Origin of the sequence: Sphingomonas folli, assembly GCF_019429525.1 — a bacterium.
Classification (GTDB): domain Bacteria; phylum Pseudomonadota; class Alphaproteobacteria; order Sphingomonadales; family Sphingomonadaceae; genus Sphingomonas; species Sphingomonas folii.
Map to the genome: position 1 here is coordinate 65,144 of NZ_JAHXZL010000002.1, position 13,519 is coordinate 78,662.

A 13,519-nucleotide genomic window follows, 5' to 3' on the forward strand; every position below is an offset into this window, starting at 1 on the left:
TCAGGCACCCCGATCGGTGACGCCGGTGAGGATCGGCAGTGGCTGCGGCTCGGGCACGCCGGCGTCGGTGAGGAACAGCCGACCTCCTGCGGCGCGCCGACCCCAGCGCTCGCTCGCCGTCCACTGCACGATCAGCGGCGACAGCAGCAGCCCGAGCGTCACCGGCGCGAGCCACAGGGCGGTGAGCGGCATCAGCGGCGTCAACGCGAGCAGCAGCACGCCCATCGCGAGATGCCAGCGGTAACGCGGGAGGATCGCCGCCATCGCCAATGAGTCACCGTGCCGGTTCTGCGGCTGCCACTCGGCACGGCGCTGCCGCGCGATGCCGATCAGGTCGATCGTCTGGGTCAGCGCGATCGCGGGCGCCGCGAGCGTCGACAGCGGCACGTCGAGCGCGACCGAGCGCAGGATCGCGCCCGTCCCGCCCATCGACCGGCGCAGCCGCACGTCCGCGACCGCGTTGAGCACGCCGAGCAACTTGGGCCCGAACAGCAGCGCCAGCGTGACGAACAGCACCGTGCCGGTCGAGTCACCCGACATCAGCCCGCGCTCGCCGCGCACCGCCTGCACCACGCTGACGGTGATCAGCAGCAGCCATAAAGGTGACGCGAGATAGCCCGCCGCGCCGAGCAGCAGTTGGAGCCGGTTGATCCAGTGGAAGCCCGAGGCGTGGAGGAGCGCGAGATGCTGGAGGTTGCCCTGCGCCCAGCGCCGGTCGCGCACCGCGGCGTCGATCAGCGTCGGCGGATATTCCTCGAACGTGTCCTCGGTCATCACCATGTGGACGCGCCAGCCGCGCCGCCGCAGCAGCGCCGCCTCGACCACGTCGTGGCTCATGATCGTGCCGCCGAACGGCGGCCTGCCGGGCAGCACCGGCAGACCGCAGCTCTCGGCGAAGGCGCGCACGCGGATCAGCGCGTTATGGCCCCAGAAGGTCGCCTCGGGCCCGGACCACCACACCAGCCCCGCGGTGGCGATCGGCCCGTAGATGCGGCTGGCGAACTGCATCCAGCGCTGGAACAGCGTTCGCGCGCCGATCACCTGCGGCACGGTCTGGAGCAGCCCCACCGCGGGGCGGCGGTCCATGATCTGCGCCATGCCCAGGATCGTCTCGCCGCCCATCAGGCTGTCGGCGTCCAGCATCAGCATGTAATCGTAGCCCGCGCCGAAGCGCCGCAGCCACTCCGCGACGTTGCCCGGCTTGCGCCCGACGTTCTCGGTGCGGCGGCGATAATAGATCGCGCAGGCGCTGCGGCGCGAGAGGATCTCCCAGGCGGCGAGCTCCTCACCCTCGTTGTCGGCGGCGGAGTCGCTCAGCACGAAGAAGTCGAACGATGCCGCCGCCCCGACGCGCTCGAGTGCCTCCGCCATATGCGCGAGCCGACCGAACACGTCGGCCACGTCCTCGTTGTGGACCGGCATCAGCACCGCGGTGCGGCCCTGCAGCGGCTCGGACCAGCGCGGCACCGGGCGGAAGCCGGGGTGCAGCCCGGTCGTGAGCACGACATAACCGACCGTCGCGTTGATGAAGCCGAAGGCGAGCAGCGCGAAGAGCGGGAAGAAGATCACCAGCAGCAACGCGTCGGTCACGCCGATACCGTCGCTCAGCACCGATTCCTTGAGCGAGGTGGAGGCGAACAGCGCCAGTACCAGCGTCAGCAGCACCAGGATGGCGCGGCGCGCGAGGATGTCGGTCGGCGAACCGATCGCGCCGACGATCGGCGGTGGCGCGGAGGGCAGCGGCGGGGGTCCGTCGAACCGCTGCTCGGGCATCGCGATCGGGGCCTCGGGGGGCAGCCGCGGCGGCAGCTCGCTCACGCGGGATAGATCGGCACGAGCAGCGTCTCGCTCAGCGCCGCCTCGCTGCGCTTGAGATACAGCCGTACGTCGATCGGCGCCGTGTTACCGCCCGCCGCCTCGGGGCGGATGTCGGCGGTGACCCGCCAGTGGTTCTGCTGACCGACGACCGGATAGACCGCGCTGCTCAACAGCGTGCCGCGCGTCACGCCGATCTCCGCGGTCACCTTGCTCTCTCGATCCAGGCCGGCGAGCGACTCGCCGACGAAGTCGACGACCAGCTTGCTCGCTCCCGCCAGCGCGGGCAGCCCCGGCCGACCGGCGGCACCGACCCAGACGTCGATCGCGTGCGCGGCGCGATCGAGGCTCGGATCGTCCGAGGTCCAGGTGAGGCGATAGTCGAACTGCAGCCGCTGCCCCGCGCGCACCGGTGCGCCCGGAGTCCAGAAGGCGACGACATTGTCGACGGTCTCGCTGTCGGTCGGGAAGGCGTAGAGCATCACCCGCCCCTTCCCCCAGGCACCGCGGGGCTCGACCCAGAGGTTGGGCCGCTTGTCGTAGAAGGCGCCGTCGTCCTGATAATGGTCGAAGCGGCGATCGCGCTGGAGCAGGCCGAAGCCGCGGACGTCGTCGGCGGCGAAGCTGTCGGTCGCGGGCTGCGGCGGGTTGCGCAGCGGGCGCCACACGCGCTCGCCCTCGCGGCTGATCAGCGCGAGCCCGTCCGAGTCATGGATCTCGGGGCGCCAGTCCGTCGCGCCGCGGCGCGTGCGGTCGTCGTACCAGAACATGCTGGTCACCGGCGCCACGCCGAGCCGCTCGACCGCGCGGCGCAGGAACAGCACCGAGGACACGTCCTGCACCACCGCCTTGGGATGGCGGCTGACGAAGCGATAGGCGCCGGTGAGGCTCTCGCCATCCATCAGCGCGTAGATGACGTAGCTCTGGTCGCCCTCGCGCTCGACCCAGAACTCGGTGAAATTGGGGAATTGCTCGCGCGCCAGGCCGGTGTCGACCGCGATGCCGCGCGCCGACAGGCCATATTGGTCCTGCGAACCGGCGCTGCGGAAATAGGACGCACCGAGGAAGGCGAGCCAGTCGCTCTCCCGCCCGGTTTCCATCGCGCGGAAGCCGGCGAAGCCCGGCGGGGGCGAGACCTTGCCGCCCTCGAACAGCTCGGGCGAGAAGACGATCGGGCGCGCGCGGCCGTTCTCGACGAGGTTGATCGCGACCGGGGTGACCGCGCCGTTGCCGAGGGGGAATAGCCGGATGCCGCCCGCCACGGTGCGGTCGGGCCTGAAGCGGATGTTGCCGACCGCGTCGAAGTCGAGCGCCTTGGCCGCGGCGCTCTCGCGCGGCGGCTGGTAGCGGCGCTTCGCCAGCGCGGCGGCGCGCTGCTGCAGGATCGCCCAGGAGAAGGGCGTCTCCCCGCCCGCCCCGCCTGCGCCCCCGCCCTGGGTCAGGCCGGGGACGGCCCAGGTGAGGCTGGAGACCAGCGACGCGCCGCCGGCCGTGCTGATCAGGTCGCGTCGGGAGAGGTTTCGCATGCGTAGCGAAACAGGCGACGTGCGGCTTTGTTGCAACGCCGCAGCGATGTGTCGACCCGGTGAGGTGACGAGCGGAGGCGTCGCGCTCCTGTCGGAGGAGCGCGACGCTCTGCCTCATCCCTGCCCGAGCGCCTCCGCCACCACGCGGTTGACGATCCGCCCGCCGCGGACGTTGACGCCCTCCATCAGCCCGGCCTCGCTCTCGGCGGCGGCGTAGCCACGATCCGCCAGCGCCAGGCCGTAGGGCAGCGTCGCGTTGTTGAGCGCGTGGCTCGAGGTGAGCGGCACCGCGCCGGGCATGTTGGCGACGCAGTAATGAATCACGCCGTCGACCTCATAGGTCGGCTCGGCGTGGGTCGTGGCGTGGCTGGTCTCGAAACAGCCGCCCTGGTCGATCGCGACGTCGACCAGCACCGCGCGCGGCTTCATCAGCGCGAGCATCGGGCGGGTCACCAACTTGGGCGCCGAGGCGCCGGGGATCAGCACCGCGCCGATCACCGCGTCGGCCTCGGCGACCTCGTGCTCGATCGCCTCCAGCGTCGAGACGCGCGTGCGCACCCGCCCGCCGAACAGCTCGTCGAGCTCGCGCAGCCGCGGGATCGAGCGGTCGATCACGGTCACCTCGGCGCCGAGCCCGACCGCCATGCGCGCCGCATGCGTGCCGACGACGCCCCCGCCCAGTACGACGATGCGCGCGGGCTGTACGCCGGGCACGCCGCCGATCAGCACGCCGCGGCCGCCGTTGACCGCCTTGAGCGCGGTGCCCGCCGCCTCGATCGAGAGCCGGCCCGCGACCTCGCTCATCGGCGCGAGCAGCGGCAGGTGCCCGCGCTGGTCGGTCACCGTCTCATAGGCCACCGCGGTGACGCCCGAGGCCATCAGGCCCTTGGCCTGATCGGGATCGGGTGCGAGGTGGAGATAGGTGAACAGGATCTGGTCCTCGCGCAGCTGCACCCACTCGCTCGGCTGCGGCTCCTTGACCTTCACGATCATCTGCGCGGTGGCGAACACCTCCTCGGCGGTGTCGACGATCGCGGCGCCGGCGGCACGATAGGCCTCGTCGTCGGCGGCGATGCCCGCGCCGGCGCCGGTCTGCACCACCACCTCGTGGCCGCGCGCGGCATATTCGCGCACCGCGCCGGGCGTGAGCCCGACCCGATACTCGTGGTTCTTGATCTCCTTGGGTACGCCGACGCGCATGTTCCAGGCTCCTCTATCCTGCGCGCAGGATAGCGCCGACGCCGCGCCGAGTCCGCGCGAACGAGCGCTAGGCAACGTGACTTTCCGCCGAGTTCATGCGTTAAGCAGAGGCATGGCGCAGGAATCCACCGCCCTCGATCGAATCGACCGCCGCCTGATCGCGCTGCTGCTCGGCAACGCGCGCGCGACCGCCTTCACGCTGGCCGAGGCGATCGGCCGCTCCGCCACCGCGGTGGCGCGGCGCCAGCGCGCGCTGGAGGAGGCCGGCGTGATCACCGGCTATGCCGCGCGGCTCGACCTCACGAAGCTGGGCTGCGCGACGATCGTCCACATCAAGGTGACGCTGGAGAGCCAGCGCAAGGACGTGCTCGACTCGTTCGAGCAGGCGATCGCGGTCAGCCCCTCGGTGGTGCGCTGCGACCTGATGTCGGGTAGCTACGACTATCTGGTGACGGTGCGGGCGCGCGATCTCGGCGACTTCGCCCGCATCCACCGCGAGGAATTGTCACGGCTGCCGGGCGTCACGCAGATGGAATCGGGCTTCGTGCTGCGCGAGGTGGTGGCACCGCGCCTGCCGTTGACTCTGCTGGAGTGAGGCGTGCGGCGGTGACGTTCGGGCCGCCCCGCCCCGCCGAAGGCATCCTTAGACGCGTCTCAGGATCCTCCGGCCCGCGAGGGCCGCGCGTTTCGGGCGAGCCGCACCGCCGATCCTGGAACGAGGTTGGCATGACGCCGATGTGGGACGGTGACCGCACCGATCACGGCTGAACGGGCATCTCACCCCTCCACCGCCATGATCCCCGACCGCCGCAGATAATCCGCGTGCGTCGGCAGCGTCGCCACCGCGGCGGCGCAGGCGGCGTGCATCTGGCGCAGCGCGGCGGCCACCTTGGCCTCGTCGAGCGCGTCGACCGCGGGCTCATAATCGGCGGGCGCCAGCCCCTGGCCGAGCCCGACCGCCACCCAGCTGGCGGTGGTGAACAGCTCGGCGGTGTCCCGGAAAATCCGCCCCTTGCCCGCGAACAGCGCCATCCGGCGCCGGAGCGTCTCGGGCACGTCCATCGTGCGCACCTGATCCCAGAACGGCGTGTCCGCGCGGCGCGTCGCTTTGTAGTGGAGGATGATGAAATCGCGCACGTCCTCGTACAGGTCGCGCATGTGGCGATTGTACTCGTCGCGCTCCTCGAGGTCGAAGCGGCGGTCGGGGAAGAGCGCGATCAGCTTGGCGATCCCGGCCTGGACGAGGTGGATCGAGGTCGACTCGAGCGGCTCGACGAAACCGCTGGCCAGCCCGAGAGACACGACGTTGGCGTTCCACGCCAGCGTCCGCCGCCCCGCGACGAACGACAGGCGCCGCGGCGCCGCGAGCGGCTCCCCCTCCAGCGACTCGAGCAGCGCCGCCTCGGCCGCGTCATCGTCGAGGTAGCGGCTGGCATAGACATAGCCATTGCCGAGCCGGTGCTGCAGCGGGATGCGCCACTGCCAGCCGAACGGCCGCGCGGTCGCGCGCGTGTACGGCTCGGGGTCGCCTGGCAGCGCGCATGGCACCGCCACCGCGCGGTCGCTCGGCAGCCAGTGGCGCCAGTCCTCGTAGCCGGTGGCGAGCGTCTCCTCGATCAGCAGCCCGCGGAAACCCGAGCAGTCGAGGAACAGCTCGCCCGCCACCTCGCGCCCGTCGGCGAGGCGCAACGCGGCGACGTGCCCGCTCGTCGCGTCGCGGCGCACCTCTACGACGCGCCCCTCCACCCGCGTCGCGCCCGCGTCCTCGGCGTAGCGTCGCAGGAAGGCGCCGTAGCGCACGGCGTCGAAGTGGAAGGCGTAGCGCAGGTCACGCAGCGGCGCGGGCGCGTCGGGCGCCGCGCGTGCGAAACGGTTGGCCGCCGCGGCCACCCCGCTCACCGCCCAGTCGGCGAGGTCGGGAACGCTACCGCCCGACTCGCGCGCGCGCCGCGCCGCGCGCAGCCAGAGCTGGTGGAAGTGGATCCCCTGCAGGTCGCGGCCGTGCGCGCCGAAGGGGTGGAGGTAACGCTCGCCGATCGCGCCCCAGTCGACGAACTCGATGCCGAGCTTGAACGTCCCCGCGGTCGCGCGGAGGAAGGCGTCCTCGTCGATCCCGAGCATCTGGTTGAAGGTGATCAGCGGCGGGATCGTCGCCTCGCCGACCCCGACGGTACCGATCTCCTCCGACTCGACCAGTGTGATCCGCGTGACGCCGTTGTCCAGGAAGCGCGACAGCGCCGCCGCGGCCATCCACCCCGCGGTCCCACCGCCGAGGATGACCACGTCGCGAATCGTATGCTCGTTGATCACCCGCTCTCTTCCTCCCGTGCGCGACGCGGCGCGACGCCACCTTTGGCGCAGCCACGTCGCGGCGGGAAGCGGCCGCGTACGAGGGCGGCCGGACCGCGCCTCGGCGGCACGCCCCGACCGCCCGGCCGCACGCGGCAGGGGCTCACTTCTTCTTGTCGGTCCCCGACGCGTCGGAGACGGCGGTGCCGGCCGACTTGAGGTCCTTGCCGGCGCCGTTGACGGTGTTGCAGGCGGTGAGCGCGAGTAGCGCGCCGAGGCCGATCCCGAGGCCAAGTGTCTTGGTCATGTCAGGCTCCTTCCAGGGAGAGGGTGCGGCGGACCGGGTACGCTGGCCCGCCGCGGGTGATCAGCGCGGCCGGCGGCGGGTCGCCGCCGTCGCGCCGAACGCGGCCGCGCCGGCGCCGGCGAGCAGCGCGAGCACGAGGATGAACGAGGTGCTGGCGGCAGCGCCCGCGGCGGCGTCGGTGGCGGACCTAGCGGTCTGCACCGCGTCGTTCTTCGCCTTGACGAAGTCCTGCTTGGCGCGAGTCACCTGCGCCTGCGCCTCGGTGCGGCTGACCTTGCGCTGCGCGGCGACGATGTCGACGATACGACTCTCCGCGCGCGTACCGTCGGTGCCGCCACGCGCCAGGGCGGGGAGCTGCCGGGCGATCTCCTTCTGCGCCTGCTCTGGCGTCATCTGCGCCGGGTCGTTGGGCGCGTCGGCGAGATAGGCCGAGGCCTCGTCGCGCACGTCCTCCTGATCCACGCCGGCGAGCTGCGCCACGCGTGGCGCCGCCGCGCCGACGGTCGAGCCGGCCGCACCCGCAACCGCGCCGACCGTGCGGAACGCGCCGCCGATGATGCCGCCCACCGCCGAGGTGAGCAGGTACAAGGTGAGGATCAGCGTCACGCCCCACACGACGAGCCCATGGACCAGGGCATCGAACCGCTCGGTCACGCCCGACAGCCGCGCCGCGGCATAGCCGCCCGCGCCGAGTGCGACCACGGTGGTGATCAGCCAATAGAGGCCGGCGCCGATGCCGAAGCCGGTCGCGCCGGGGGTCGTCCCTTCGACCGGGTCGACCATCGACAGGCCGATGCCGGTGCCGAGGATGCCGAGCAGCAGCTGCACCGCCACCGCCAGCACCACGCCCGCGAAGATCGCGCCCCACGACACGCGCTTGCCCGTGCGCGCGAGCGCCACCTCGTCCAGCGGCGCGTAGCCGCCCGTCACATTCGTCGCCATAGTCACTCCTGTTCTCTCTGTTTGCGGGCGGGGTCCGTCGTCCGCCCCGCCTCCTGCTGCTGCGCGTTCCCGTCGCGCACCGCGGCGTCGTCGCCGATCAGCTTGCCGATCGCCGCGCGCGCCGCTCCCTTGGCGCGGCGACGGTCGGCCGCCTCTCGCCGCCGGGTATCCTCCGTCATGCTGACACCTCCCGCGGCCCGACCGCGACCGCCTCGCTCTCGAACCCCCGCGCGCGCGCCCAGGCGGCCGCGGCGGTGCGACGGTTGACGCCGATCTTGGCGTAGATCCGCGCGACATGGTTGCGCACGGTGTTGCCGGAGACGCCCAGCGCGCGCGCGATCGATTTGTCGTCGAGCCCGCGGCAGATCAGCGCCAACACCTCGCGCTCGCGCGCGGTGAGATCGTCGATCCCCGGCCCGCCCGCGTCGGGCTGGGGCGCGCGAAGCCGCGCGAGCTTGTCCATGACCGACCGGCTGAACCAGCTCGTGTCCTTCATCACCGCCTCGATCGCCTCGACCAGCTCGAGCTCGGTCGCCTTGCGTCGGGTGATGTCCTGGAAGGCCCAGAGCAGGCAGGCGTCGTCGCCGAGCGTGATCGCCTCGGTGGAGACGAGGCAGTCGATCGCGCCGCCGTCCTTGACGGCGATGCGCGCCTCGTGCGCGCGCAGGTCGCGCCCGTGCTCGATCGCGGCGACGATCTCGGCCTGCACCTCGTCGCTCGACCACAGGCCGACGTCGGCGAGCGAGCGGCCGATGATCTCGGTCGCGGCATAGCCGGTCAGCGCGGTGAAACTGGCGTTGACCTCGCACAGCAGATGGCCGTCGCGCGCGCCGATCGCCATCGGTACCGGCGCCATCTGGAAGGTGCGGGTGAACCGCTCCTCGCTGTGGCGCAGCTGCGACTCCGCCTTCCGCCGCGGCTCGAGATCGGCGAAGGTGAACAGCATGCAGGGCTGGTCGCCCATGTCGATCGGCTGGCCGGCCACGATCGCCAGCTTCGTGCCCCCGCCCGGCAGCTCGAGCTCGGCCTCCATCTGCGGGATCGTGCGCCCCTCGGCGAGCCGCTCCTTCGCGAGCTCGCGCCGCTCCGCGCCGCGCAGCACGTCGATGTCATAGACGGTCTTGCACAGCACCTGGTCGCGCGCGTGGCCGGTCATCTCGAGGAAGCCCTGGTTCACCTTGACATAGCGCAGGTCGGCGAGGCGGCAGATCACGGCCGGCGCGGGGTTGGCGTTGAACGACTGTTCGAACCGGTCCTCCGCCTCGTAGCGCGCGGTGACGTCCTGGATCACCAGCACGACGCAGGAGGGCGCGTCGTCGTCGCCGTCGTTGAGCACGAGGCTGCGCACCTGATGGACCCAGCGCGGCTCGCTCTCGCCCGCCACGGTGACCTCGACCACCACCTCGGAGAAGGAATCGCCCGCCACCACCCGCTCGATGGGGTAATCGTCCGCCTCGAGCCGGTGGTTGTTGCGGTAGCGCAGCTGGAAGCGCGCGCGATACGCGTCGACCGTGTCGCCGAGCTCGTCGAGCCGCTCGACCCCGTGCATCGCCAGCGCCGCGGCATTGGCCCACAACAGCGTCTCGTCGGGATCGATCAGGATCACGCCCTCGTCGAGACCGGCGATGATCTGCCGCAGATGCCGCAGGTCGACGGTCTCTCGCAGCGATTTGAGCGACGGTGCCACGCGCGCTCCCGCGTCAGCCGCGCCGGTCGCTGACGAGCCAGCCCAGCGCGAAACCGCCGACCGCCGCCACCGCTGCCCACAGCAGCCGCGCGTCGCCACCGCTCACTGCCGAGCGTGCCTCGTGCGCGTCGCGCCGGGCCGCGTCTGACGCGCGTGCCGCGGCGTCACCCGCCTTCTCGCGGGCCTCCTCGATCAGCCCGGGTGCGGCGTCGGCGACGTCGTCCGCGATCGACTGGGCGCGACCGAACAGGTTCTCGGCGCCGCCGGCGACCTGATCCTTCACGCCGCTGACCTGCCAGTCGCGGCTGTCGACCGCGTCGCCGACCGCTTTCTCGACCTTGCCGCCCACATAGCGTGCGCCGCCGTGAAGCTCATGCTTGTTCATCACTCTTCTCCTGTCATCTGTGATCGGGGTTCACGGCAACACACCGCAGTCGGCGGCCGCCTTGCCCACCTCCAACGCGATCGTCGGATCCTTGATCTCGCCCGCCACGCGCAGGAGGTCGCCGACCGTCAGTCGGCCGGGATCGGGGTCGTCGCGTCCGTAGGCTGCCGCAGCCTTGCCGAGCTTCTGGAGCTGGCCGAGCGTGAGCGAGCGCTCGAGCCGGTCACCCACGCAGCGTGACCGCGCCGGATCGAGGCCGTAGCGCTGGAGCCCGTTCGCGATCCGCGTGGACGGGGCGGCGCAGGCCGTCACCGCGAGGGCCAGGCCGATGACGGCGGCGGTCTCTCTCACATCTACCCTCCCTCGCCGGCGTCACATCCATCCGGTTCGGGAGCTAAACCTATCGCAGATTAGGGTGTTCCTGGTAACTTTGCGCTCAGGGACTAGTCCTGTTGTACCAGGTGCTCGCCGTTGGCACGCGCGCGATACAGGTCGGCGAAGCGCTGGTGCAGCACGCGCGCGGCATCGTCGCTGGCGCGCGCGGCGCGGATCAGGTGCTGCTCGGAGCGGCGCAGGAGATATGCCCGGTCGATCGTCTTGGTCGCCATGTCCGCTCCGTCCCTGTTCGTGGCCGATCGGCCGCACGGATCAGGTAGGCGGGGCGCGGGACTGGTGAAATGAGCTTGAAGTACCAACGGCCTAGTAGGCGCGGCTGGTAGACGGGGCCGTCGCGGCTGCGCGTCGATCAGGGCTGGTGCGGGGGTCCGGCGCGGCTGGCGGACCGAGGGAATGGTGGAGCCGAGGGGGATCGAACCCCTGACCTTCGCAATGCCATTGCGACGCTCTCCCAGCTGAGCTACGGCCCCATTCCCTCCCGGGAGGCAGCCCCCTAGCCGGGGGCCGCCGGATTGGCAAGCGGCCTGAGCCGCCTGCCCTGTATTTTTTTTAGACCTCAGTTATTCTCGTCGTCGTCGTTGCTGGTCTCGACGCCGAGATCGTCGTCGCCGCCGAGGTCCACCTCGTCGTCGGCCGAGGGCTCCTCGTCCTCGTTGGTGTCCAGATCCTCGTCGTCACCGGCGAGGTCGGTGTCGGCCTCCTGCTTGTCCGGCTTCGCCTGCTCGAACGGCAGCGGCTGCTTGGACTTGAGGATCGGCTCGGGCTCCCACGCGTAACCGCAGTTGATGCAGGTGACGGGGTCGTCCTTCTCGAGGTCGTAGAAACGCGTCGCGCATTTCGGGCACGTACGCTTCGTGCCCCATTCCGGCTTGATCATGCCGTGAAAAGCCTTTCGGATGGGTGGATCGACGATGTGTGACCGTCGAAGTGGGGCGCGCCTTGCCATAGCACAACCCGGCTGGCAAGCACCGCGCACAATGGCGCATTCCCCTTACTCCTCCCCTTCCCCGCGCGTGATCCGCGCGCCCGCACGGCTCTCCGGCCGCATCCGAGTCCCCGGCGACAAGTCGATCAGCCACCGCTCGCTGATGCTCTCCGCGCTGGCGGTCGGCGAGAGCCGTATCGAGGGACTGCTCGAGGGCGAGGACGTGCTCGCCACCGCCGCAGCGATGCGCGCGATGGGCGCGACGATCACGCGCGGCGACGACGCGGTGTGGCGCGTCCGGGGCGTCGGCGTCGGTGGGCTGCTCCAGCCGTCGCAGGCGCTCGACATGGGCAATTCGGGGACCTCGACGCGGCTGCTGATGGGCCTGGTGGCGAGCCACGCGATCAGCGCCACCTTCGTCGGCGATGCCTCGCTCTCGGGTCGGCCGATGGGGCGGGTGATCACCCCGCTGGCGCAGATGGGCGCGGACATCACCTCCTCGCCGGGCGGTCGGCTGCCGCTGACGGTGCGCGGCCTCGTCCCCGCGGTGCCGATCGCGTACGAGCTGCCGGTCGCCTCGGCACAGGTGAAGTCGGCGGTGCTGCTCGCGGCGCTCAACACGCCGGGCATCACGCGCGTGATCGAGCCGGTGCCGACGCGTGACCATAGCGAGCGCATGCTCGCCGGCTTCGGCGCCCGCCTCTCGATCGAGCAGGGGCCGCGCGGCCGGGTCATCGCGATCGAGGGCGAGGCCGAGCTGCGACCGCAGTCGATCGTCGTGCCCGGGGATCCCTCGTCCGCGGCCTTCTGGATGGTCGCCGCCTCGGTGGTGCCGGGCAGCGACGTGGTGATCGAGAATGTCGGGCTCAACCCGACCCGCGCCGGGCTGGTCACCGCGCTGCGGCTGATGGGCGCCGACATCCAGGAGCTCGACCCGCGCACCGTCGGCGGCGAGCCCGTCGCCGACCTGCGCGTGCGCCACGCCGCGCTCCGCGGGATCGAGGTGCCGCCCGAACTCGCGCCGTCGATGATCGACGAGTATCCGGTGCTCTTCGTCGCCGCCGCCTTCGCCGACGGCGCGACCGTGGCGCGCGGCGCCGAGGAGCTGCGCGTCAAGGAGAGCGACCGTATCGCCGCGATGCGCGCCGCGCTCGAGGCCAACGGCGTCACGACCGAGGAGCATGAGGACGGGCTCACCGTTCGCGGCAGCGGCGGCGCGACGATCGCGGGCGGCGCCACGGTAGCGACCCAGCTCGACCATCGCATCGCCATGAGCATGACGGTGGCCGGATTGCACGCGCGCGACCCGATCACCCTCGACGACGCGAGCCCGGTATCCACCAGTTATCCCGCCTTCTACCAACAACTTGCACAGCTTTCCGGAGAAACGGCGTGATCATCGCGGTGGACGGCCCGGCGGCATCGGGCAAGGGCACGATCGCGCGCGCGCTGGCGCTTCACTATCGCCTGCCGCACCTCGACACCGGGCTATTGTACCGCGCGGTCGCGCTCACCGTGACGCGGCTCGAGCTCGACCCGGCGATCGAGGCGGACGCGGTGGCGGCGTGCGGCTTCGACGAGGCGCTGCTCGCCGATCCCGCGCTGCGCGACGACGCGACCGGACAGACCGCCTCGATCGTCTCGGCCCATCCACTGGTACGCGCGGCGCTGCTGCAGCGGCAGAGAAGGTTCGCGCATCAGCCCGGCGGCGCGGTGCTCGACGGGCGCGACATCGGCACGGTGATCGCACCCGACGCCGACGCCAAGCTCTTCGTCCGCGCCACGCCCATGATCCGCGCGCAGCGGCGGCACGCCGAGCTGCGCGCGCGCGGCGACGACACCAGCTACGACCAGGTGCTGGCCGACATCCGCTCGCGCGACGACCGCGACAGCTCGCGCGCCGCCGCGCCGCTGGTGCCCGCGATCGACGCGACGCAGCTGGACACCAGCTTCCTGTCGATCGAGGCCGCGGTGGCCAAGGCGGTCGCGCTGGTCGAGGCACGGCTCGCACGCGCCGCCGCGGCGACCGCGCCGACAGCGTGAGGGA

15 protein-coding genes and 1 tRNA gene are annotated in these 13,519 nt (G+C 71.7%); 3 read left to right on the forward strand and 13 right to left on the reverse strand.

What is annotated here, in order from left to right:
* The 3 genes from mdoH to ald all read right to left on the reverse strand — a co-directional run bounded on the left by mdoH (position 1) and on the right by ald (position 4,541).
* Positions 1 to 1,818 carry a glucans biosynthesis glucosyltransferase MdoH gene (mdoH, locus tag KZ813_RS02815; RefSeq protein ID WP_308461768.1) on the reverse strand — a complete coding sequence of 606 codons (1,818 nt, stop codon included), beginning with the start codon at positions 1,816 to 1,818 and terminating at the stop codon, positions 1 to 3.
* Complete coding sequence (locus KZ813_RS02820) at positions 1,815 to 3,341, reverse strand: OpgD/OpgG family glucan biosynthesis protein (RefSeq protein ID WP_219753472.1); 1,527 nt, start codon at positions 3,339 to 3,341, stop codon at positions 1,815 to 1,817. The genes mdoH and KZ813_RS02820 overlap by 4 nt, the downstream gene beginning before the upstream one ends.
* 114 nt (positions 3,342 to 3,455) lie before the next feature.
* Positions 3,456 to 4,541: an alanine dehydrogenase gene (ald, locus tag KZ813_RS02825; protein ID WP_219753473.1), complete on the reverse strand. Its 1,086-nt coding sequence runs from the start codon at positions 4,539 to 4,541 to the stop codon at positions 3,456 to 3,458.
* 112 nt (positions 4,542 to 4,653) lie between these two features.
* On the opposite strand from ald, the gene KZ813_RS02830 reads away from it, so the two are divergent.
* The gene (locus KZ813_RS02830) at positions 4,654 to 5,136 is read left to right on the forward strand and encodes an Lrp/AsnC family transcriptional regulator (RefSeq protein WP_219753474.1); all 483 of its coding nucleotides are present in this window, start codon (positions 4,654 to 4,656) and stop codon (positions 5,134 to 5,136) included.
* 182 nt (positions 5,137 to 5,318) lie between these two features.
* On the opposite strand, the gene KZ813_RS02835 is transcribed toward KZ813_RS02830, so the two are convergent.
* The 10 genes from KZ813_RS02835 to KZ813_RS02880 all read right to left on the reverse strand — a co-directional run bounded on the left by KZ813_RS02835 (position 5,319) and on the right by KZ813_RS02880 (position 11,424).
* Entirely contained in the window at positions 5,319 to 6,848 is a 1,530-nt protein-coding gene (locus tag KZ813_RS02835; RefSeq protein ID WP_219753827.1) for a tryptophan halogenase family protein, read from the reverse strand.
* Between the two features lie 145 nt (positions 6,849 to 6,993).
* On the reverse strand, positions 6,994 to 7,137 hold the full coding sequence (locus KZ813_RS02840) for an entericidin A/B family lipoprotein (protein WP_219753475.1): 144 nt from the start codon (positions 7,135 to 7,137) through the stop codon (positions 6,994 to 6,996).
* Positions 7,138 to 7,197: 60 nt separating this feature from the next.
* Complete coding sequence (locus KZ813_RS02845; protein ID WP_219753476.1) at positions 7,198 to 8,079, reverse strand: hypothetical protein; 882 nt, start codon at positions 8,077 to 8,079, stop codon at positions 7,198 to 7,200.
* A 2-nt stretch (positions 8,080 to 8,081) separates the two neighbouring features.
* Positions 8,082 to 8,258 (reverse strand): hypothetical protein, encoded by a 177-nt coding sequence (locus KZ813_RS02850; RefSeq protein ID WP_219753477.1) that lies wholly within the window; start codon positions 8,256 to 8,258, stop codon positions 8,082 to 8,084.
* Entirely contained in the window at positions 8,255 to 9,766 is a 1,512-nt protein-coding gene (locus KZ813_RS02855) for a PAS domain S-box protein (RefSeq protein WP_219753478.1), read from the reverse strand. The genes KZ813_RS02850 and KZ813_RS02855 overlap by 4 nt, the downstream gene beginning before the upstream one ends.
* 13 nt (positions 9,767 to 9,779) lie before the next feature.
* Positions 9,780 to 10,151: a CsbD family protein gene (locus KZ813_RS02860; protein WP_219753479.1), complete on the reverse strand. Its 372-nt coding sequence runs from the start codon at positions 10,149 to 10,151 to the stop codon at positions 9,780 to 9,782.
* A 30-nt stretch (positions 10,152 to 10,181) separates the two neighbouring features.
* Entirely contained in the window at positions 10,182 to 10,502 is a 321-nt protein-coding gene (locus KZ813_RS02865; RefSeq protein WP_219753480.1) for a hypothetical protein, read from the reverse strand.
* Between the two features lie 92 nt (positions 10,503 to 10,594).
* Positions 10,595 to 10,759: a hypothetical protein gene (locus tag KZ813_RS02870; RefSeq protein WP_219753481.1), complete on the reverse strand. Its 165-nt coding sequence runs from the start codon at positions 10,757 to 10,759 to the stop codon at positions 10,595 to 10,597.
* A gap of 182 nt (positions 10,760 to 10,941) precedes the next feature.
* Positions 10,942 to 11,017: transfer RNA gene (locus tag KZ813_RS02875), tRNA-Ala, on the reverse strand.
* A gap of 86 nt (positions 11,018 to 11,103) precedes the next feature.
* Complete coding sequence (locus tag KZ813_RS02880; protein WP_219753482.1) at positions 11,104 to 11,424, reverse strand: TIGR02300 family protein; 321 nt, start codon at positions 11,422 to 11,424, stop codon at positions 11,104 to 11,106.
* Between the two features lie 100 nt (positions 11,425 to 11,524).
* Between KZ813_RS02880 and aroA the strand changes: the two genes are divergently transcribed.
* Positions 11,525 to 12,868, forward strand: a complete 1,344-nt coding sequence (gene aroA, locus KZ813_RS02885; RefSeq protein WP_219753483.1) for a 3-phosphoshikimate 1-carboxyvinyltransferase — start codon at positions 11,525 to 11,527, stop codon at positions 12,866 to 12,868.
* A complete protein-coding gene (locus KZ813_RS02890; protein ID WP_219753484.1) occupies positions 12,865 to 13,515 on the forward strand; it encodes a (d)CMP kinase in 651 nt (216 codons plus the stop codon). Before aroA ends, KZ813_RS02890 begins: the two co-directional genes overlap by 4 nt.
* Positions 13,516 to 13,519 lie beyond the last annotated feature (4 nt).

Excerpts from the sequence above, each read along its gene's own strand:
- KZ813_RS02860 (WP_219753479.1), bottom strand. The coding sequence starts at position 10,151 with ATGAACAAGCATGAGCTTCACGGCGGCGCACGCTATGTGGGCGGCAAG.
- KZ813_RS02850 (WP_219753477.1), bottom strand. The coding sequence starts at position 8,258 with ATGACGGAGGATACCCGGCGGCGAGAGGCGGCCGACCGTCGCCGCGCC.
- KZ813_RS02880 (WP_219753482.1), bottom strand. The coding sequence starts at position 11,424 with ATGATCAAGCCGGAATGGGGCACGAAGCGTACGTGCCCGAAATGCGCG.
- KZ813_RS02845 (WP_219753476.1), bottom strand. The coding sequence starts at position 8,079 with ATGGCGACGAATGTGACGGGCGGCTACGCGCCGCTGGACGAGGTGGCG.
- KZ813_RS02870 (WP_219753481.1), bottom strand. The coding sequence starts at position 10,759 with ATGGCGACCAAGACGATCGACCGGGCATATCTCCTGCGCCGCTCCGAG.
- ald (WP_219753473.1), bottom strand. The coding sequence starts at position 4,541 with ATGCGCGTCGGCGTACCCAAGGAGATCAAGAACCACGAGTATCGGGTC.
- KZ813_RS02820 (WP_219753472.1), bottom strand. The coding sequence starts at position 3,341 with ATGCGAAACCTCTCCCGACGCGACCTGATCAGCACGGCCGGCGGCGCG.
- aroA (WP_219753483.1), top strand. The coding sequence starts at position 11,525 with ATGGCGCATTCCCCTTACTCCTCCCCTTCCCCGCGCGTGATCCGCGCG.
- KZ813_RS02840 (WP_219753475.1), bottom strand. The coding sequence starts at position 7,137 with ATGACCAAGACACTTGGCCTCGGGATCGGCCTCGGCGCGCTACTCGCG.
- KZ813_RS02830 (WP_219753474.1), top strand. The coding sequence starts at position 4,654 with ATGGCGCAGGAATCCACCGCCCTCGATCGAATCGACCGCCGCCTGATC.